Annotated in this window: 13 protein-coding genes; 3 read left to right on the top strand and 10 right to left on the bottom strand. The window is 44.6% G+C overall.

What is annotated here, in order from left to right; translation table 11 throughout:
* Entirely contained in the window at nucleotides 1-3957 is a 3957-nt protein-coding gene (locus ACR63T_RS02095; RefSeq protein ID WP_472784620.1) for an AAA family ATPase, read from the bottom strand.
* A gap of 405 nt (nucleotides 3958-4362) precedes the next feature.
* Here ACR63T_RS02095 and ACR63T_RS02090 point away from each other — a divergent pair, with 405 nt between their 5' ends.
* Complete coding sequence (locus ACR63T_RS02090) at nucleotides 4363-4662, top strand: DUF4298 domain-containing protein (RefSeq protein WP_472784619.1); 300 nt, start codon at nucleotides 4363-4365, stop codon at nucleotides 4660-4662.
* Here ACR63T_RS02090 and ACR63T_RS02085 read toward each other — a convergent pair whose 3' ends face one another.
* The 3 genes from ACR63T_RS02085 to ACR63T_RS02075 all read right to left on the bottom strand — a co-directional run bounded on the left by ACR63T_RS02085 (nucleotide 4663) and on the right by ACR63T_RS02075 (nucleotide 7882).
* Nucleotides 4663-4848 (bottom strand): DUF7014 domain-containing protein, encoded by a 186-nt coding sequence (locus ACR63T_RS02085; protein WP_472784618.1) that lies wholly within the window; start codon nucleotides 4846-4848, stop codon nucleotides 4663-4665.
* A gap of 139 nt (nucleotides 4849-4987) precedes the next feature.
* Complete coding sequence (locus ACR63T_RS02080) at nucleotides 4988-6898, bottom strand: alkaline phosphatase D family protein (protein ID WP_472784617.1); 1911 nt, start codon at nucleotides 6896-6898, stop codon at nucleotides 4988-4990.
* Nucleotides 6899-7078: 180 nt separating this feature from the next.
* The gene (locus tag ACR63T_RS02075; protein WP_472784616.1) at nucleotides 7079-7882 is read right to left on the bottom strand and encodes a sulfite exporter TauE/SafE family protein; all 804 of its coding nucleotides are present in this window, start codon (nucleotides 7880-7882) and stop codon (nucleotides 7079-7081) included.
* A 179-nt stretch (nucleotides 7883-8061) separates the two neighbouring features.
* On the opposite strand from ACR63T_RS02075, the gene ACR63T_RS02070 reads away from it, so the two are divergent.
* A complete protein-coding gene (locus ACR63T_RS02070) occupies nucleotides 8062-9069 on the top strand; it encodes a biotin--[acetyl-CoA-carboxylase] ligase (RefSeq protein WP_472784615.1) in 1008 nt (335 codons plus the stop codon).
* Between the two features lie 100 nt (nucleotides 9070-9169).
* Nucleotides 9170-9904: a pantothenate kinase gene (locus ACR63T_RS02065; protein ID WP_305899528.1), complete on the top strand. Its 735-nt coding sequence runs from the start codon at nucleotides 9170-9172 to the stop codon at nucleotides 9902-9904.
* 158 nt (nucleotides 9905-10062) lie between these two features.
* Here the strand turns inward: ACR63T_RS02065 and ACR63T_RS02060 are convergent, their stop codons facing one another.
* From ACR63T_RS02060 to ACR63T_RS02035, 6 genes are all read right to left on the bottom strand, one after another.
* Nucleotides 10063-11250, bottom strand: coding sequence for an isovaleryl-CoA dehydrogenase (locus ACR63T_RS02060; protein WP_472784614.1), 1188 nt, complete (start codon nucleotides 11248-11250; stop codon nucleotides 10063-10065).
* Nucleotides 11251-11332: 82 nt separating this feature from the next.
* Nucleotides 11333-12253, bottom strand: coding sequence for a hydroxymethylglutaryl-CoA lyase (locus ACR63T_RS02055; RefSeq protein ID WP_472784613.1), 921 nt, complete (start codon nucleotides 12251-12253; stop codon nucleotides 11333-11335).
* Nucleotides 12254-12264: 11 nt separating this feature from the next.
* Nucleotides 12265-14385, bottom strand: coding sequence for an acetyl/propionyl/methylcrotonyl-CoA carboxylase subunit alpha (locus tag ACR63T_RS02050; protein ID WP_472784612.1), 2121 nt, complete (start codon nucleotides 14383-14385; stop codon nucleotides 12265-12267).
* Between the two features lie 68 nt (nucleotides 14386-14453).
* Nucleotides 14454-15245, bottom strand: coding sequence for an enoyl-CoA hydratase/isomerase family protein (locus tag ACR63T_RS02045; RefSeq protein ID WP_472784611.1), 792 nt, complete (start codon nucleotides 15243-15245; stop codon nucleotides 14454-14456).
* Between the two features lie 147 nt (nucleotides 15246-15392).
* Nucleotides 15393-17003 carry a carboxyl transferase domain-containing protein gene (locus tag ACR63T_RS02040; protein WP_305899523.1) on the bottom strand — a complete coding sequence of 537 codons (1611 nt, stop codon included), beginning with the start codon at nucleotides 17001-17003 and terminating at the stop codon, nucleotides 15393-15395.
* Between the two features lie 117 nt (nucleotides 17004-17120).
* Nucleotides 17121-18902 carry an AMP-binding protein gene (locus ACR63T_RS02035; RefSeq protein WP_472784610.1) on the bottom strand — a complete coding sequence of 594 codons (1782 nt, stop codon included), beginning with the start codon at nucleotides 18900-18902 and terminating at the stop codon, nucleotides 17121-17123.
* Between the last annotated feature and the right edge of the window lie 169 nt (nucleotides 18903-19071).

The following is a 19071-nucleotide window of genomic DNA, read 5'->3' as shown; positions in this document are numbered from 1 at the left end:
CTAGCTATCGATATAGCGAGCCGCTTCATCGAGTGAAACACTTACTAGCATTGAGATGCCTGCGCTGGGCATCGTGATACCTTTGAGCTCATCAGCGATCTGCATGGTCAGCTTATTATGACTAATAAAAATAAACTGCACCTCATCTGCAAGATCTGTGATTAAGCTAGTAAAGCGCGCGACATTAGCGTCATCAAGTGGGGCATCGACTTCATCGAGCACACAAAACGGCGCTGGATGCTGCTTAAATATCGCAAAGATTAAGCTTAGCGCGGTTAATGTTTTTTCACCGCCGGATAGGACCGCCAAGCGACTATTACGCTTGCCTTTAGGCTGTGCCATTAAGGTAAGTCCTGCGCGCCATTGCTCCGATTTTGATTCTTCTACTGGTATATCATCAGTATCCAGCGTGAGGCTCGCTTGACCACCGCCGAATACTTTGGCAAATAGCTTGGCAAGCTCTGTGTTGACACTATCCAGCGTCTGCATAAATAGCGTCTTAGTGGTCTCATCAATAGCGGCAATCGCCTCAGTTAGCGTCGCCATGCTAGCGGCAATATCTTTGGTTTGCTGGGCAAGCGGCTCTAGACGTTCGTTAACGTCATCAAGCTCGCTAATAGCGGCTAAATTAACAGGGCCGATTTTACTCAGTTGCTGCTCAAGTTTAACAGACTCAGCTTGTAGCTCATCAATTTTGTCAGGGCGCACGCGGCGCTCATGAGTAATAAAGTCTGTCAGTAGGCTTGAGACACTGATCACGGATTGCGACGCAGGCTCGTTATTAGCACTACTTATCTGTTGATATTTCTCTAGAGCCTGTTGTGTGCGCAAAATATACTCTTGCAATTTTGCCTCACTAAGCGCTAGTTGAGTCGATAGGCTTGCCAGCTCCGCTTGCTGATTTTGCAAGTGAGTTTGCGCCCGTTTTAGCTCATCTTCTTGCTGGGTATAGTCTTGTTTGAGCGCCGCTAAAGCGCTATTACGCTCTGCTAATAACAGCTGCTGATCGTCACGCTTTAGCTGAACGGTTTGTAACTTTGTTTGTAAACTAGGTAATTGCTGCTGAAAGTTAGCAAGCTTTGAGCGCAGTGCTTTTTCGCTTTGTAGCGCTTGCTCGTAGACCGCGTTGACACGCGTAAGGCTGGTTGTAGTGTTCTCTAAAGACATCTCAACTTTTTGTAGGGTCAATTGTAGAGCCTGCCACGCCTTATCATCTAACTGACGGTTACGGCCGAGCTCATTGCGCTCAGCTTGCAGTTGCTGGTAGGCCGCCCGTGCCGCCTTTAGCTTAGGTATAAGCGCTGCTATGTTTTGCTCAATAGTCTGCTGATCACTACTCAGTGATTGCTGCTCTTCTACTAATTCTTGCCGTTCAGACTCTAATAATAATTTGTCAGCTTGCAATCGCTGTTTATCGGCTTGCAACTGTTCTTGAGCCACTTGCAGGCGCTCATTCTCTGCTTGCTCGTCACTGAGTTGCTGCTGATAGCGATACTTATCTTGCGTTAAGCGCTCTGCTTGCGCACGGGTTTCTTCTAGGCTGATATTTAAGGTATCGAAGCTGGTTTGGGTGCGTTTTACAGCTTGCTGTTGGCTATCGATATGTACTTCAAGCTCATCAAGCTGAGTTTCTAATTCTTCTAAACGCGTGCGCTGCTGTAAACGTTGACTTAAAAACTGGCTATTTTGATTATTGTTTTTAGGGTCTTGCGCACTGGCAAATTTTGCGACATTGATCATCCCTAGGCTATGAACTATCCAGCCATCCGTAGTCAATAATAGTGCTGAGGATGGCAAAGCTTGTAGGATAGTAGCAAGCTCATCGGTGATTTCATTGTCAGTAGCATTATCAGTAACTTTGTCATCAGCGAGATATAAATAACACTGCTGCCATAAGGCTAAAGTGGGCTGCGCTATTAGCTCAGATAAAGGCAAAACTTTAGCGCTAACCTCATCTGCTAGCTCATTGATAAAAGAGATTTTCTGGCTATTTTTTTGGTTATTCTGGCTAGCAGGTAACCATAAGCTATGATTTAACGGGTTTTTGATACTGCCCTGCCGCTGATGACTTATTAATAATGTTAAAAAAGGCGTCAGTGTTTGCGCTAAATTGGCTGAATGATTGCTTGAATAATCAACTGAGTCTGCAGCGGCATCGTTTAACTCGCTCTCTATGAACACCTGACTATCCAGCCACAAAGCTAGCAGGCTATCGAGTAAATCAGCGTACTGCTGACCTTGAGTGCTCAATTCAATCTGCTCGCGTAAAGTGCTGATAGGTCGTTTGGATAGATGAGCTGTATGCTGAGCGCTCGCTATTTTATCCTGCACCACAGCTTTGCCCTCTACAGTTTTATTGTCTGTAGTTTTGATAGGCTTCGGATGCAAAATTTTATGGAGAGTATCGTATTCACCAGCTAACGCGGCGTGCGATTTTTCTTGCTCAATCAGCTCGCGCTGCTGCGCATTTAGCTGTTGCTGTAAGATATGCGCTTGGGGCTTTAGCTCACTTAATTGCTCGCTCACGCTATCTTGTTGCCGCGCGTTTTGCTGCAAATGTTCTTTAAGCGTCTGTATTTGTGCAAGAGGCGACTTATCATTATTAGTATCACTGCCACTATTAGCACTACTGTCACTGTCAGCATCGCTCTTAGACTGTGATAATTGCGCCCATAACGCTTGCCAATTCTGCTCGCGGCGTGACCACTTATCTTCACTACCTTGCAAGCGCTGCTGTGATTGAGTATTTAGCGCTTGTTGTTGAAGAAGGCTACGCTCACTGTGTTGCAGCTGCGTCTGTAGGTCTTGCGCCTGATACAAAGCGCGTTTTAGTGACGGCTCATCAGCGTCATAACGGGCGCGCCTCAACTTTAACTCATCGATCTGCGGCTGTAAATCAGCTAGCTCGGCTTGTTGCTCGGCTTGTCGGCTTTGTAGACTGACACTTTCAGCATCGGCTTGCTGGCGTTGAATGTCTAAATTAATGAGCTGCTGATCGGCTTGCTCAAGTTGCGCTTGTACGCTTTGCAATTGCTGCTCGGCTTGTTGGAGCTCGAGCTGCTGCTGATAGTAAGTGCTTTGTGCCTCGTCTTTGAGCCACTGCTCCTGATTGATATGTGCGCTAAGCTTATCTAGCTTGGCTTTGATACGCTCATAATCCGTTTGCAACTTTGATACGGTAGCGGTGCTATTGTTATAAGCTTGTCTTTGCTGCTGCTGAGTATGCTTGGCTTGGTATAACTGCTGGATGGCCAGTTGCTGCTGCACATCGGCAATCGATAGAGTCAGCGCCTCATAACGCTCAGCGCTAGTCGCTTGCCTTGCTAAGCTCTTTTGTTGGCGTACTAGCTCACTTTGCATATCGTGCAGGCGCGCTAAATTATCTTGGGTGGTCTCTAACTTTTTTTGAGTTTCCTCACGGCGGGCTTGATAGCGTGAGACGCCTGCTGCCTCTTCAATAAATTCGCGTAATTGCATGGGGTTGGAGTCAACAATGCGTCCAATCATCCCCTGCTCAATCACCGCATAACTACGCGCGCCAAGCCCTGTACCCAAGAACACATCGACCACATCGCGGCGACGACATCGCGTGCCATTTATAAAGTAGTCAGAACGTCCCTCAAGATTGACTTGTCGACGTACCGATAGCTCTTGATATAGATTGAACTCATGGCGAATACCTGTCTGCTCATCTTGGGTATGCTCAAAGGTCAGCTCGACGCTAGCCACGCTCTTTGCCGCTTTATCTTGCGTACCAGCAAATATCACATCACTCATCGCGCCGCCACGTAATTGCTTGGCAGAGGTCTCGCCTAATACCCAACGAATAGCATCAATGACGTTTGATTTGCCGCAGCCATTTGGCCCGACAATAGCAGTAATACCATGAGGAAAGGTAAAAGTGGTGGCGTTAGCAAAGGATTTAAACCCTGCTAGTTTAAGAGATTTAAGGCGCATGAGCGATACATTGGATTAGCAAAAACAGGCGGCTATTCTACCTCATATTGTGCTAGGTTTTTAGGATTTGTGAAGGATGCTACAATATGGCTGAAAATCTAAATGACTAGGGCGTGTTGAGCATTCGACCATAGCACTGACAGAGACTATTTTTTAGACGATTCTAGATTAAAAATATCTAGTTTAGTCATTCTAAGCGGATCTTTTTAATGACGAAGCGACAAAAAAGAGTCCTGTCCTTACAGGCTGATGCTAAAATTGCTCTATTCGTTGTAAAAATCTAGCCAAGGCATCTGCATTACCTGCGATTTTTACCTAGACTAGACCCATTTTAACTATCAGCAGTGCTTATTTGTGAATGTTCAACACGCCCTAATCTAAACAATAAGAATTAAGAGCATTAAAATGGCTGATTATAATCCGCAAGAACTACAGCAAAAGTATGAAGAATGGTGTGAGCTACATCGTAAACAGCTTGAGGCACAACAGCAATTCTTAGAAGCTGAAAAGCTGTTCGATGAGCTACAGGCTTATTATCTTAACCCGCAGTGGATGGCAGATCGCGAACAAGATCTACCTATCGAACATTCAGGCGAGGCGTATTCTATCTTTAGTGAAGACGCGCTGTGGAGTATGCTTAGCGATCGCAATGAGCTGGCACGAAAGTGGATGCGTTTGGGATTAGATGAGATTTATAAGGAGTAATCATTTCAAGCTTTCATCTGCTTTGATTAAAAATACAATGGTAGATGCTGTCATATGAAGTATATAGCTAACTAAATACTCAGGTATCTCTCTAACTTCATTACCTGCACCATGACCAGCTACTTTATTACGAGCAACTTGAGAGCTTGCTATCAATGCTTTCTTGTATTTTAAAATATAACTCATCTAACATTAATCTTTATCCTTACTGTATTAGAAATTTAAATAGTAGTTGTTTGCTTGAAAACAGAAACCACCAAAAACAAAAGCCACAATAAATCATTATCGTAGCCTTTGTCATTTATATCTTTAGAAACTAAATAATTTAGATATCGATCGTTTTTTGACCCGCAAGCACTCTTAGCGTTCTTCCAACTTCACTGCTATAAGTTCGCTGCAAAATATCACTGACGAATATCCATTCCGACTGACAAGCTTCAGGTGTGATGGTGACCACCATATAGCCTCTTTGGCTAGAATTCGTATACTTCAATCCAGGTATCAATTGTAGCAATACCCCTTGCAAAGTTGCTGGTGGAATATTAGGCACATTCACCTCAAAGCCTGGCGAGCTGACAGAGCTTGTCGCAAACTCAACACCGATTGCTTCACCAGCGTCGTTAGTGAGGTTGTTTGCCCACGCATTATGCGAATCACCCGCAAGCACGACTAGGTTTTTATTTAGACTTTTGACAGTGCTTAACACTCGCTCACGTGCTGCGCCATAACCATCCCAAGCATCAATATTATAAGGGATAGGAGGCTCCTGCAAATTGGCTATATCTTGAGCGGTTAAGGTTTGCGGGCTGGTTTGTGATTTATCAACTAAAGCTAGATAAGCGGTGATGCTTAGCCCTAATCTAGGATCGGCGAGGTTTAAAATAACGGGCGCAGGTATCGCCATACGTCCCATAAGAACTTGCTGACCTAAAACTTGCCAAGTCGCGGTTGATTGCTGTAGTTGACTGACTAGCCAATTATTCTGTTTGAGTCCTAACATCTGTCTTTCAGGATTATTGGTAGCCGTTTTAAAGGCGGCAGCGTCAATAAAGCGCTTTCCTGTGCTATCTACCTTAATAAAATTAACATAATTGAGCTGCACATCACGCCCGACAACTCGGGTGTCTAACATGTTTAGACTTAATAAATTACCGAAATCGAAGCGACGATATATTTCACTTTTGATCTCAGTACGTATCGGCATCCACTCATGATAAGCGGTAAATGCCGCTACCTTACGCTCATCCCAATCCCCTTCAGTAGCAGGTTGATGGTTTTCAGCACCATCGATATAAGCATTATTCGCGAACTCATGATCATCCCATACAGCAATCATAGGAAGAGCGGCATGCAAATCTTGTAAATCTGGATCTGACCTATACTGAGCATAACGCAGGCGATACTCGTTGATTTTAACGATTTCCTGCTCGGGTAGCACTTCACGATCGATAGCTGCCGCATCCGCTGAAGCATAGGCTGGTACGGTATTTCCTTGAGTATTAGTAATAGTGCGCGCATACTCGTAAATATAATCGCCTAAATGGATGCAAACATCTAAATCATTGCGCTTGGCGGCATCTGCATAGACATGAAAGAACCCTGCTGGATAATTGGCACAGCTAAACACTGCCATTTTAACTTGGTTGATGTTGCTGACGGGTAAAGTTTTGGTTTTACCGATACGACTCACTGTATTGCCCACGACAAATTGATAATAGTAAATGGTATTAGGCTGTAAACCATTGACATCTACCTTGACGGTGTAATCCTTGACCGCGCTTGTAGTTACCTCACCTTGCTTAACGATGTCGCGCATTTGTGGATCACGACCCAGCACCCACTTAACAACAGGCTGAAAAGAACCTGCTCTTTGCGGTGTCACTCGTGTCCACAAAATGACTTTATCAGATAAAGGGTCACCACTGGCAACGCCATGATCAAAGCTAACAACGCCACTGGTGTTTGCATTGGAGTCATCATCGTCATCGCTACATCCTACTAGACCCAAACTACTAGCTCCGACAGCCGTGACCCCTACGGAACCAAAAGCTTTCATAAAACGACGTCTATTAAAGCCTGCTACATTTTGAGTACTGGATGGGATTTCATCTTCAGCATTGCTATCAGCACGTCCAGACGAGATACCATCAGTAAAAACATTGTGAATAACTCTTTCTGTTATAGAATTATCTTCATTGGCATCTATTTTTGCGGTTTTATCATCTTGTTGGCTCATAATCAATGCTTCCTTATACTGTAGGTAATGACCTATCATCAACAGGCCGTTTGACTATCTTCCATGATAATCTATTGATTTAAATGAATAGAGATAAGCAAAATATTAGCATAAAGATTTGGGTAGTAGTATTCTATTATTCATAAAGCAACTTATTATTTTTTATACTAATATTTTATATTAAATCACCCCAATCCCACTCAATAACAACTGCCCGCCTGCAAATAATAACAATATGCCAAAGGCGCGTTTGAGAGTTTGTGCAGGTAGTTTATAAGCAAGCTTGGCACCGACCTTTGCCATAATAAAGCTAATGACCGATATACATAAAAATCCGCTGATATGCACAAAACCAATCGTGCCCTCTGGCAAGTCGACTGTGTTTTGACCAAACCAAGCAAAGCCTAATGCCCCAGCGATAGCAATCGGTAGACCACAAGCAGCAGAAGTACCCACGGACTGTTTCATCGTTAGTCCCGCCCAATTAAGGAACGGCACGGTTAAACTACCACCGCCAATACCGAAGATAGATGAGGCAAGACCAATGCCTGTACCCGCGCCAAACTGTGTACCAGCAGACGGCAGAGGCTTACCCAATTGCTCTCTATTCGATAAAAACAGCATCTTTAACGCGACTAGTAGTGCACCAACACCGATGATCGCTTGCAGCGCTTTACCATCTATCATATCAGCGACACCTGCACCGACTAAGCTACCGATGACTAAGCCTAGCGCCATCTTGCGCCAAATATCCCAGCGTACACCGCCACGCTTATTATGCGCGGTCAATGAGCTGATAGAAGTGACGACGATAGTCGCAAGCGAAGTACCAACGGCGAGATGGGTGACCACCTCAGGTGGGAAGCTGTAAGCGGTAAAAATCCAGACCAGTGCAGGCACGATAATCATCCCACCACCAACCCCAAATAGGCCTGCACAGACTCCTGCAAATGCACCTGCAATCACAAACCATACATATAACATTGTTAAAATCCTTTTTTGCTTATTTTTCGATACTTGGCTTACAGGGTAGCAAGCTCTTAGAGTACTTAGCTTCTATTGAGAGTGTTTTTAGATCATAATAGCGTCAGCATACAGCGCCGTACCAATCGGCACAGTATAGCAAGATTCCACCTAATCACAGCATCACAGCGACCAAACCTATGCCACACGCTAATAACTCCAAGTATCTTGAGACGCTAAAAATGGTGAATCATCGCCATGTGCCTAGCAGCCTCTCGACCAATAGTGAATTAATTGAGGCTATAAAAGATCAAAGTTTAAGTGCCGATCAGCCACATTTGCTAACTGCCGATACGCAAACGGCTGGACGCGGCCAACGAGGACGCTCTTGGCAGTCACCAGCAGGCAACGTTTATCTGTCGCTCTATCATCCTGTACGTATGCCAATCAGTGGTTTGCTATCTTTAATTATCGGTGTTGAGCTGGCAAAGATGCCGGTTATTGCAGCTTTTAATAAGCAGTTAATGGCGCAAGGATTAACTGCTATTGGAGTAAAATGGGCTAATGATTTAGGCTTTTACAAACCTTTAGAAGTAAACGTAAGCAATCATTCTAATACTAATAAGAATGGCAACAAAAGCTCAGAACCAACTGTCATTTACTTTAATAAGCTAGCAGGTATCTTGATTGAGCCTGTATGGCAGGCAAATAAGTTGATTGGGATAGTCATGGGTGTTGGTCTTAATGTCCAAGCCACACCAAAATTAACGACTCATACTCTAGAAGGTATGAGCTATCAAGCGCTGAGTTTACAGGATATAAAACAGACGCTAGCAGTAAATATGCCTGCTGATAGTCAAAACAATTTAGTTGATTCATTGCCTAGCCTAAAAGAGCTGTACGCACAAATTAGTCAGGCATTAATTGATGCATTAAGAGGCTTTGAGAGTATAGCTAAAGAGCAGCTAGCTGAGCAAACAAAACCTATGCAAAAAAGCGCTAGCGAAAGCTTTATAGAAGCGTTTGATCAATTAGATGCGTTAGCAGGGTTACGTATCCAAGTAAGCCAAAACCACAATGGCGAGGCGCAGATCATAACGGGTTGTGCTGATGGCATTGATACAAACGGCTGTTTGCAATTACGTCAAGATAACGGTAAGCTTGCCACGCTTTTCACTGGTCGTATTGACGTCATTAATAATATCTAAGCTATTGATATATTTTATAATTTACAGTTAAAGCGATATCACTCCAAAGTCAAAACTTACACTTATAGCTGCTAATTAAACCACCCCTAAAAGGATAGTTATGCTTTGGCTAGATCTTGGCAATACCCGACTCAAATACTGGCTGACTGATGATGTCGGTCAAATCGTCTCGCATGATGCCAGGCAGCATCTGCAATCGCCCGCTGAGCTACTTATGGGTCTCACCGATCGTTTTGAGCACTATGCGCCTGACTTTATCGGTATCTCATCGGTATTGGGAGATGAGCTCAACGGTCAAGTATCCAAGACGCTAAGCCGCTTAGACATTCCATTTGATTTCGTCACTGTCGATGCCGAGCACCCGCTCATGCATAGCGCTTATGACTCTAATCAGCTCGGCTGTGATCGTTGGTTACAAATGCTAGGCGCTGTTGATAAGAAAAAGCGCCAGTGCGTTATAGGCTGTGGTACAGCGGTTACGATCGATCTGATTGACCATGCCCAGCACTTAGGCGGCTATATCTTTCCTAGTATCTATCTGCAACGTGAATCGCTGTTTTCAGGAACTAAGCAAATTACCATCTCTAACGGTACTTTTGATAGTATTACTCAAGGTATAAATACTCAAGATGCGGTACATCGCGGTATTTTATTATCCATCGTTGGGTCAATCAATGAGATCAGCCGTCGTCATCCTAACTTTGAGCTGATCATGACAGGTGGCGATGCTAGAATGATCGCCCAACACGTCAGCCGTTCAGTACGCCTGCGCGATGATTTATTATTAAATGGACTAGCGCGTTATTTTGATCATCGTCAGCAGTTGGCTGATTAGCGTTTTATAATAAAAATAATGGCAATAAAAGAGCAGCTCGTCACAGACGAGCTGCTCTTTTATTATATAAAGGCGTTATTAAAACTTTATGCGCCAGGTTACGCTTTGCTAACCGCACCCTACACTGATTCTCTGGTTTGAAGAAATAGCAGTAACGACTATTTTGTCTCGTTAAATAACTCACGACCAATGAGCATACGGCGAATCTCGCTGGTGCCAGCGCCAATCTCATATAGCTTGGCATCACGCCATAAGCGACCTAACGGATACTCATTAGTATAGCCATTACCACCAAAGATTTGAATACCCTCGCCTGCCATCCATGTGGCTTTTTCAGCGCACCACAAGATTACACTAGCGCAGTCTTTTCTTACTTGCCGACTATGATTTGCGCCTTGCGCATCCAACATATCGAGATTCTTACCGACAGTATATAAAAAGCTACGACCCGCTTGCAATATGGTGTACATGTCGGCAACCTTACCTTGAATCAGTTGAAACTCACCGATAGCTTGACCAAACTGTTTACGATCGTGAATATAAGGCACGACATTATCCATAACCGATTGCATGATACCAATAGGTCCTGCGGCCAATACCGCGCGCTCGTAATCAAGCCCACTCATCAGCACCTTAACGCCCTCATTTAAATTGCCCAAAATATTATCTTTAGGTACTTCAACATTATTAAAGACCATCTCACCTGTATGACTACCACGCATACCTAGTTTATCTAGCTTCTGCGCGGTACCGAAACCTTCCATACCTTTCTCAATGATAAAGGCAGTGATACCTTGCGCGCCAAGCTCAGGATTGGTCTTAGCATAGACCACCATTACATCAGCATCGGGACCATTAGTAATCCACATTTTGCTACCGTTTAGCACATAAGCATCCCCTTTTTCTTCAGCTTTTAGCTTCATGCTAGTCACATCAGAACCTGCACCCGTCTCACTCATAGCCAAAGCGCCGATGAATTCACCCGTGATAAGCTTCGGTAAGAATTTCTGCTTTTGTGCCTCGGATCCGTTACGCTTAATCTGATTGACACATAAGTTTGAATGAGCACCGTAGCTCAAACCAATAGAGGCTGACGCGCGGCTAATCTCTTCCATCGCCACCATGTGCGCAACATAGCCCATATTAGCGCCACCGTATTCTTCAGGCACGGTGATGCCATGCAAGCCTAAATCACCCATTTTTTGCCAAAGATCCATCGGAAACTCATCACTGCTATCAATCTCGCCAGCGCGCGGAGCAATCTCTTTGGCAGCGAACTGTGCCACGACATCGCGCAAAGCATCAATATCTTCGCCAAGCTGAAAATTTAAACCAGGTAAACTCATTATCTATCCTTAATTATTTGATGTTTTAAATTTTGATATTTTTTAAAATTTATTTTTAGAACTTAGTCTTAAAAGGTCGTCTTCAAGAATTACGCTTGTTAATCAAAGCACGCGCGACGTTAGAGTCGTTACGGCGTCCTAAAAATTCGCTAATGCGCTCGCCTGCGACAACTAATTTATCTAAATCAATACCAGTATGGATACCCATGCCATGCAGCATATACACCACATTTTCGGTTGCGACATTACCCGTAGCGCCTTTGGCATAGGGACAACCGCCGAGGCCCGCTACTGAGGTATCAAATTCGCTAACACCCATCTCAAGCGCCGCTAAAGTATTGCTTAGCGCTTGCCCATAAGTATCATGGAAATGCCCTGAGATATGTTCAATATCTATATATTCTAATGCGGCTTGCAAAGCCTTTTTTACCTTTATAGGTGTGCCTACCCCAATGGTATCAGCGATGCCGATCTGCTCCGCACCGATTGCTACTAAGCGTTTGGTGACATAAGCGACTTGGCTGGGGTCAATCTCGCCCTCATAAGGACAGCCGACCGTGCAAGAGATAACGCCTCGAACTTTGATGCCTTGCGCCTTGGCAGCAGCGGCTACTGGCGCAAAACGCGCAATGCTCTCATCGATACTACAATTGATATTTTTTTGACTAAAGGTTTCGCTAGCGGAAGCAAAGATAACCACCTCATCAGGGCGATGCACAATAGCATTCTCAAAGCCGCGCATATTGGGCACAAGCACGGAATAGATAACGTCATTCGATCTGCTAGGCATAAGCGCAGTCATCAAGTCACTATTATCGCCCATCTGTGGCACCCATTTAGGGGAGACAAAGCTAGTGGTTTCAATCTTCTTAACTCCTGCCGCGATTAAATCTTCGATTAGCGCTTGCTTGACCGCTGTCGGCACTGTCTTTGACTCGTTTTGTAGTCCATCACGCGGACTGACGTCAACGATAGAAACGTGCTTTGGATAAGCGTTATTCATAGTTATTATCCTTAAACTTCGCTGGTCTCACTATCAATACGTAATAGCTCATCACCATCAGCGACCAAGTCACCCGCTGCAAACAACAGTTCAGCTACTACCCCATCCGTTGGTGCAGTGATGGTATGCTCAATTTTCATCGCTTCAATCACAGCGAGCGCATCACCTTGATTGACACTATCCCCAACCGCTACTTTAAAAGCAATCACTTGTCCTGGCATCGGCGACTTTAGACTGCCAACAGCAGCAGTCTCACTACCCACATACGCCATAACATCAATGAGCTTAATCTGATCACGACCAGCATCGGTGAAAACATGTATCGTATCGTTGTAGATCCAGCTTTGGGCACTAATACGTGCGCCATTTAGCCATAGAGTATGATTGTGCGCGTCATCACTACTATAGCTGACTTGTGCTTCAAAGACAGGTGCAACTGATGCCTCAGCTTGCTCGTTGCCAACTGGGTCATGTTTGATTACTAGCTTAAAGTGACTTAGATTCTCTGCGCTTTTCTTATCTGCATCAATATTAATATTCTGCCATTCGCTGATATTTGCAACATAGGGCTGCTGATCATAAGACAAACTAAACTTGCGCATATAATTCGTATAAGCACGGAATCCTGAAGGTCGATTAAAGGGATCATACTTATAATGACTATTAGCATTAGCAGCTTTAAACTCATTCGCCAGCTGCTGTACAATCGCAGTAGTAGCCAGCGTTGATAGCTCAAGTGGCTGCTGATTAAACAGCTCATCCGCTTCGCGTTCAATCAAAGCAGTATCAAGATTTGGCTGACTAAAAGAGTCAGTGTTAATGACATAACGCAAAAACGCTACGTTATTGGGCAGTCCAACAATGCGGGTTAAAGCTAAAGCGCGATCCAGCTTCGCTAAAGCTTGCGCGCGAGTGGGCGCATGGACGATGAGCTTGGCAATCATAGAGTCGTAAAATGGACTAATCACATCGCCTTCGCGTACGCCATCATCGATACGGACATCTTTGCCATTTTCATCAATGATAAAAGTACTGTGTGCTGGCTTTTGATAAGTAAACAGCATGCCCGTCGCAGGCAAGAAATCATTATCTGGATTTTCAGCACAAATTCGCGCTTCAACCGCATGACCGTTTATCTTCAGATCCTCTTGAGATTTAGGTAATTTCTGACCAGCAGCCACCAGTAATTGCCATTCAACCAAATCCACGCCCGTAATCGCTTCGGTCACTGGATGCTCGACTTGCAGGCGAGTATTCATCTCCATAAAATAAAAACTCATACCCTCGGGACGCTGCTCAACGATAAACTCCACCGTACCCGCACCGACATATTCAACCGCGCGCGCCGCTTCTATCGCAGCTTTACCCATAGCGCTACGCATGGACTCATCGACGTCAGGCGCAGGCGCTTCTTCTAGTACCTTTTGATGGCGACGTTGCACAGAGCAATCACGCTCAAACAGATGCACGTAATTACCGTGACTATCACCGAAGACTTGGATTTCGATATGGCGCGGTTTGAGGGCATACTTTTCGATGAGGACTTGGTCATTACCAAAACTAGTAATAGCTTCACGGCGGCAAGAATCTAACAAGTCGCTAAACGCTTTACTGTTTTCAACAATACGCATGCCTTTACCGCCGCCACCTGCACTGGCTTTAATCAGCACCGGATAGCCAATCTCATCCGCTTGCGTTTGCAAGAATTTCGCATCTTGATTATCACCATGATAGCCTGGGATTAGCGGAACTTCTGCTGCTTCCATTAAGCGCTTAGACTCTGATTTGCCGCCCATCGCTCGAATAGCATCAGCAGATGGTCCAATAAACACTAAACCTGCGTCTATACATGCCTGCGCGAAGTCGGCGTTCTCACTCAAAAACCCATAGCCTGGGTGAATAGCCTGTGCGCCGCGCTCCTTGGCAATAGCAATGATAGCATCACCTTTAAGATAGCTGTCTTTTGGTGCAGAGCCGCCAAGGTAGACGGCTTCATCACAGACAGCCACATGCTTGGCATGGCGGTCGGCGTCAGAGTAGACAGCAACGGTGCGAACGCCCATACGCTTGGCAGTAGCCGCTACTCGGCAAGCAATTTCACCACGGTTGGCGATCAAAATTTTAGAGAACATAGTGAGTCCCATGCTTAGTATTTATTTGTTTACTATTTTATTGAAGATTGTTTAATTGCTTATCGTTATTACTGTACGAACCAATCAGGCTTACGCTTTTGCAAAAACGCTTGCACGCCTTCCTTACCTTGCTTTGACGAGCGAATATCGGCAATCTCTTTTATCGTGTCAGCGATTAACCCATCCGTAATAGTTTCGCCTGCAATATCATGCAAAAGTCGCTTGCACGTCTTAACCGCTTCAGGACTATTATTGACAATCTTGGCACATATTGCCGCCACGCTATCTTGCAACTCGTCTGCATTAACTCGCTCGTGAATAAAGCCAAGTTGACGCGCTTTTTTGGCATCGAATACTTCAGCGGTTAAAAAGTAACGTTGTGAGGCACGCGCGCCCAAAGCGCGAATGACATAGGGGCTGATAGTCGCTGGAGCGAGACCTAAACGCACTTCACTAAGACAAAAGTTAACACTTTTAACCGCGATGGCCACATCACAGACAGCGACTAGACCCATGCCACCGGCATAAACATCACCTTGAATAGCAGCAACTGTTGGCTTAGGACATTCGTAAATAATCTTGAGCATCTGTGCTAATTTATCTGCGTCTGCTAAGTTTTCTTCATAGTCATAATCTGCCATCGCGCGCATCCAGTTTAGATCGGCTCCTGCACAAAAAGATTTGCCCGCCGCTGCTAACACAATCACCCGAACGTCATCAGTTTGACCTAATCGCTCAAAAACGGATGTCAACTCGCTAATCATCTCATCATTAAAAGCATTGCGAATCTCAGGACGATTTAAAGTTACTGTTGCAACGTGATTTTCTATCGTTACTAGTAAGTTTTTATAGTTAGTCATATTCAGTTATTCCTGTTTTTCATGCTGCTCATCAAGGTCATTTTGGCTTAGCACTTTATAAAATGGCGAGTTACGTTTTATCTGCATTCTCTATAAGAATTTGGGAAAATAACCCACCTTACCTCTCTTTTCAGACTATTACCTAATCTACATCCTAAAAATACCAAAAGTAGTCTCTTCAATAGGCGCATTATGAGCAGCGCTCAATCCTAATGCTAATACCTGACGCGTATCGGCTGGATCGATAACGCCATCATCCCATAAACGAGCAGTAGCATAATAAGGATGACCTTGCTCTTCATACATCTCCCGAATTGGCGCTTTAAACGCCTCCTCATCCTCAGCGCTCCACAACTCTCCTTTACGGTCAAAGTTATCACGCTTAACGGTTGCCAATACTGAAGCCGCCTGCTCACCACCCATTACCGAAATACGTGCGTTCGGCCACATCCATAAAAATCTTGGATCGTAAGCGCGACCACACATCCCATAGTTACCTGCGCCGAATGATCCACCGACAATAACGGTAAATTTGGGCACTTTCGCATTGGCAACCGCCATCACCATTTTGGCACCATGACGAGCGATACCTTCGTTCTCATATTTGCGCCCGACCATAAACCCAGTGATATTTTGCAAAAATACTAATGGAATTTTGCGTTTGCAGCATAGTTCAATGAAGTGGGTGCCTTTTTGCGCTGACTCACTAAATAAGATGCCGTTATTCGCGATAATGCCAACAGGCATCCCTTCGATATGCGCAAAACCACAAATCAAAGTCGTGGCAAAGCGCGCTTTAAACTCATCAAAAGCGCTATCATCGACGATGCGAGCGATGATTTCTTTGATATCAAATGGCTTGCGTTTGTCGGTTGGGATAATGCCATATAGCTCTTTGGCATCATAACGCGGTGGACGCGGGGTAATTTGATTAGGAATTACTTTTGTATCGCGATTTAAATGCCCGACAATATCGCGGGCAATGGATAACGCATGGGTGTCGTTTTGTGCCAAATAATCAACCACGCCAGACAAACGCGTATGCACATCACCGCCGCCTAAATCTTCCGCACTGACTTCTTCACCCGTTGCTGCTTTGACCAGTGGCGGGCCACCCAAAAAGATAGTGCCTTGGTCTTTGACAATAATAGACTCATCACTCATGGCAGGAACGTAAGCCCCGCCTGCGGTACAGCTGCCCATAACCACCGCAATTTGTGGAATACCTGCCGCACTTAGATTAGCTTGATTAAAGAAAATTCGCCCAAAGTCATCTTTATCAGGAAATACTTCATCTTGATTGGGCAAATTAGCGCCACCGGAATCGACTAGGTAGACGCATGGTAGATGGTTTTGCTGAGCAATCTCTTGCGCGCGTAGATGTTTTTTGACCGTCATCGGATAATAAGTGCCGCCTTTTACCGTGGCGTCGTTACAGACAATCATACAATCAACACCCTTGATACGGCCAATACCTGCAATCACTCCAGCCGCTGGAATATCAGCATCGTACATATCGAAAGCGGCCATCGGTGCGACTTCTAAAAATGGCGTACCCACATCTAGCAGGCGCTCTACGCGCTCGCGAGGCAATAGCTTACCACGTGCTAGATGCTTGGCTCTCGCCCGCTCTGATCCGCCTTGTGCAATTTTATTAAGATGCTGATATAAGTCATCGACGATAGCTTGCATCGCGGCACTGTTTTGTTGAAATTCGCTTGAGTTGGGGCTTAATTCACTAGTAATGACGGCGCTCATGATATTCCTTTTACTTCGAATTCAACTATTGATATAGTTTGACGTAGATACAGCACGCAAGGAAAATCTATATCCATTGCACTTTAATATTAGCTTATCAATCTTATTTTGAACTCACTATAAGCCTAGCTCTGCCTTCATAAGTTCTACCATTTTATACTTTTGAATTTTACCTGTGATGGTCATGGGATATTCGCTTACGAAACGATAATAAGTTGGCACTTTATAATGAGCAATATGCTCCTGACAGAAGTGACGCACTTCCTCTTCGGTCAAGCTATTAGGATTTTTGGGAATAATCCACGCCGCTAGCACCTCACCATAACGCTCATCTGGTACACCAATAATTTGTACATCGCGAATCTTCGGATGACGGTAAAGATAATTTTCAATCTCTACGGGATAGATATTTTCGCCACCGCGAATAACCATATCTTTGCTACGTCCGACGATTTTGACATAGCCCTCTTGATCCATGGTTGCCAGATCGCCCGTATGCATCCAGCCATCTTGAATGGCTTCGCGAGTTTTAAAGCGACTACCCCAATAGCCTTTCATCACTGAATAGCCACGCGTTAATAGCTCACCTGTCTTGCCAATCGGTAGGGTTTCGCCCGTCTTAGTATCGATGACTTTTACCTCAAGCGCTGGCTGCACAAGACCGACAGTGGCGACTTGCTTTTCAAGTGGGGTATGCTTATTGGTTTGGCAGGATACAGGACTGGTCTCTGTCATACCATAAGCGATAGTCACCTCACTCATGTGCATCTCATCGATGACGCGGCGCATCACTTCAATCGGACAGCTAGAACCTGCCATAATACCTGTACGCAGACTGGATAAATCAAAGCGCTTAAACTCAGGATGATCAAGCTCTGCGATAAACATCGTCGGTACGCCATGCAGGCCAGTACACTGCTCTTTTTCTACCGCTTGTAATACTAATAGGGGATCAAAACCATCACTGGGATAAACGATACAGCCGCCATGAGTTAAGATCGCCAAATTACCGAGCACCATACCGAAGCAATGATACAAAGGTACGGGAATACATAGCTTATCTTCTTCGGTTAAGTTCATCGCCTCACCGATAAAGTAGCCATTATTCAAAATATTGCGATGGGTCAAGGTCGCGCCTTTGGGCGTACCTGTAGTGCCACTAGTAAACTGTACGTTAATTGAGTCAGTATTTTTTAACTGAGCTTGCCGCTCGGCAATACGAGGATCGTTAGCGTCACCTTCGCTTATCCACTCTGAAAACTTTTGCATATAATCAAAGTCTTCATCATTGCCTGGCTCATCGATCCAAATGATGCGCTCAATCGTTGGAATCTCGACCAAATCGAGCTGATTATAGGTTTTATGATAAATCTCAGGGCACAGCTCACGCACCATCTGAGCATAATCGCTGCTCTTGAAATGGCGCATGAGCACTAGTGCTGAGCAGCCAAGCTTATTCAGAGAGTATTGCAGCTCAAAGGTACGATAGGCTGGATTAATATTGACTAAAATAACACCAACTTTAGCGGTTGCTAGTTGCATTAGTAGCCATTCTGCATTGTTATGCGACCAGATGCCGATACGATCGCCACTCTCAAGACCCATCTCAATAATAGCGCTAGCCAATTGATTAACGCGTTGTTGTAATTCGCGGTAATTCCAACGTATGTTTTGATGACAAGATATTAGCGCCATACGCTCAGGGTACTTATCGACAATGGCATCAAAAAAGTCACCGATAGTCGCCTCGATAAGTGCCACATCATGTCCTTTATCATAGCTTTGAATCAGCGGTGCATTACTGGATTGTGCACCCATATTGATTTGTGGAACATTGGCTAAAATATCATTATTGCCAGTATCATTATCAACAGTAGAGAATTGAGAAGAGTGTATCATGACGAGTCCTTTCATTTTTACTCGATTTATTGTTCTATATCAACGCCTTACAGGCTATTTATTTACACCATTCTTCCTTGAAGAAACTGTTTTATATTACTATAGCGCTGTTAACAAAAGACTGTCAATAATACCGATACAACATTTATCAATTAAAATTGAGTATCAG

The sequence above is a fragment of the Psychrobacter sp. M17(2026) genome (assembly GCF_055699815.1).
The sequence above is the reverse complement of the archived record's forward strand: the minus strand, read 5'-3'. Positions and strand labels throughout refer to the sequence as shown.

Excerpts from the sequence above, each read along its gene's own strand:
- ACR63T_RS02095 (WP_472784620.1), bottom strand. The coding sequence starts at position 3,957 with ATGCGCCTTAAATCTCTTAAACTAGCAGGGTTTAAATCCTTTGCTAAC.
- ACR63T_RS02090 (WP_472784619.1), top strand. The coding sequence starts at position 4,363 with ATGGCTGATTATAATCCGCAAGAACTACAGCAAAAGTATGAAGAATGG.
- ACR63T_RS02085 (WP_472784618.1), bottom strand. The coding sequence starts at position 4,848 with ATGAGTTATATTTTAAAATACAAGAAAGCATTGATAGCAAGCTCTCAA.
- ACR63T_RS02080 (WP_472784617.1), bottom strand. The coding sequence starts at position 6,898 with ATGAGCCAACAAGATGATAAAACCGCAAAAATAGATGCCAATGAAGAT.
- ACR63T_RS02075 (WP_472784616.1), bottom strand. The coding sequence starts at position 7,882 with ATGTTATATGTATGGTTTGTGATTGCAGGTGCATTTGCAGGAGTCTGT.
- ACR63T_RS02070 (WP_472784615.1), top strand. The coding sequence starts at position 8,062 with ATGCCACACGCTAATAACTCCAAGTATCTTGAGACGCTAAAAATGGTG.
- ACR63T_RS02065 (WP_305899528.1), top strand. The coding sequence starts at position 9,170 with ATGCTTTGGCTAGATCTTGGCAATACCCGACTCAAATACTGGCTGACT.
- ACR63T_RS02060 (WP_472784614.1), bottom strand. The coding sequence starts at position 11,250 with ATGAGTTTACCTGGTTTAAATTTTCAGCTTGGCGAAGATATTGATGCT.
- ACR63T_RS02055 (WP_472784613.1), bottom strand. The coding sequence starts at position 12,253 with ATGAATAACGCTTATCCAAAGCACGTTTCTATCGTTGACGTCAGTCCG.
- ACR63T_RS02050 (WP_472784612.1), bottom strand. The coding sequence starts at position 14,385 with ATGTTCTCTAAAATTTTGATCGCCAACCGTGGTGAAATTGCTTGCCGA.
- ACR63T_RS02045 (WP_472784611.1), bottom strand. The coding sequence starts at position 15,245 with ATGACTAACTATAAAAACTTACTAGTAACGATAGAAAATCACGTTGCA.
- ACR63T_RS02040 (WP_305899523.1), bottom strand. The coding sequence starts at position 17,003 with ATGAGCGCCGTCATTACTAGTGAATTAAGCCCCAACTCAAGCGAATTT.
- ACR63T_RS02035 (WP_472784610.1), bottom strand. The coding sequence starts at position 18,902 with ATGATACACTCTTCTCAATTCTCTACTGTTGATAATGATACTGGCAAT.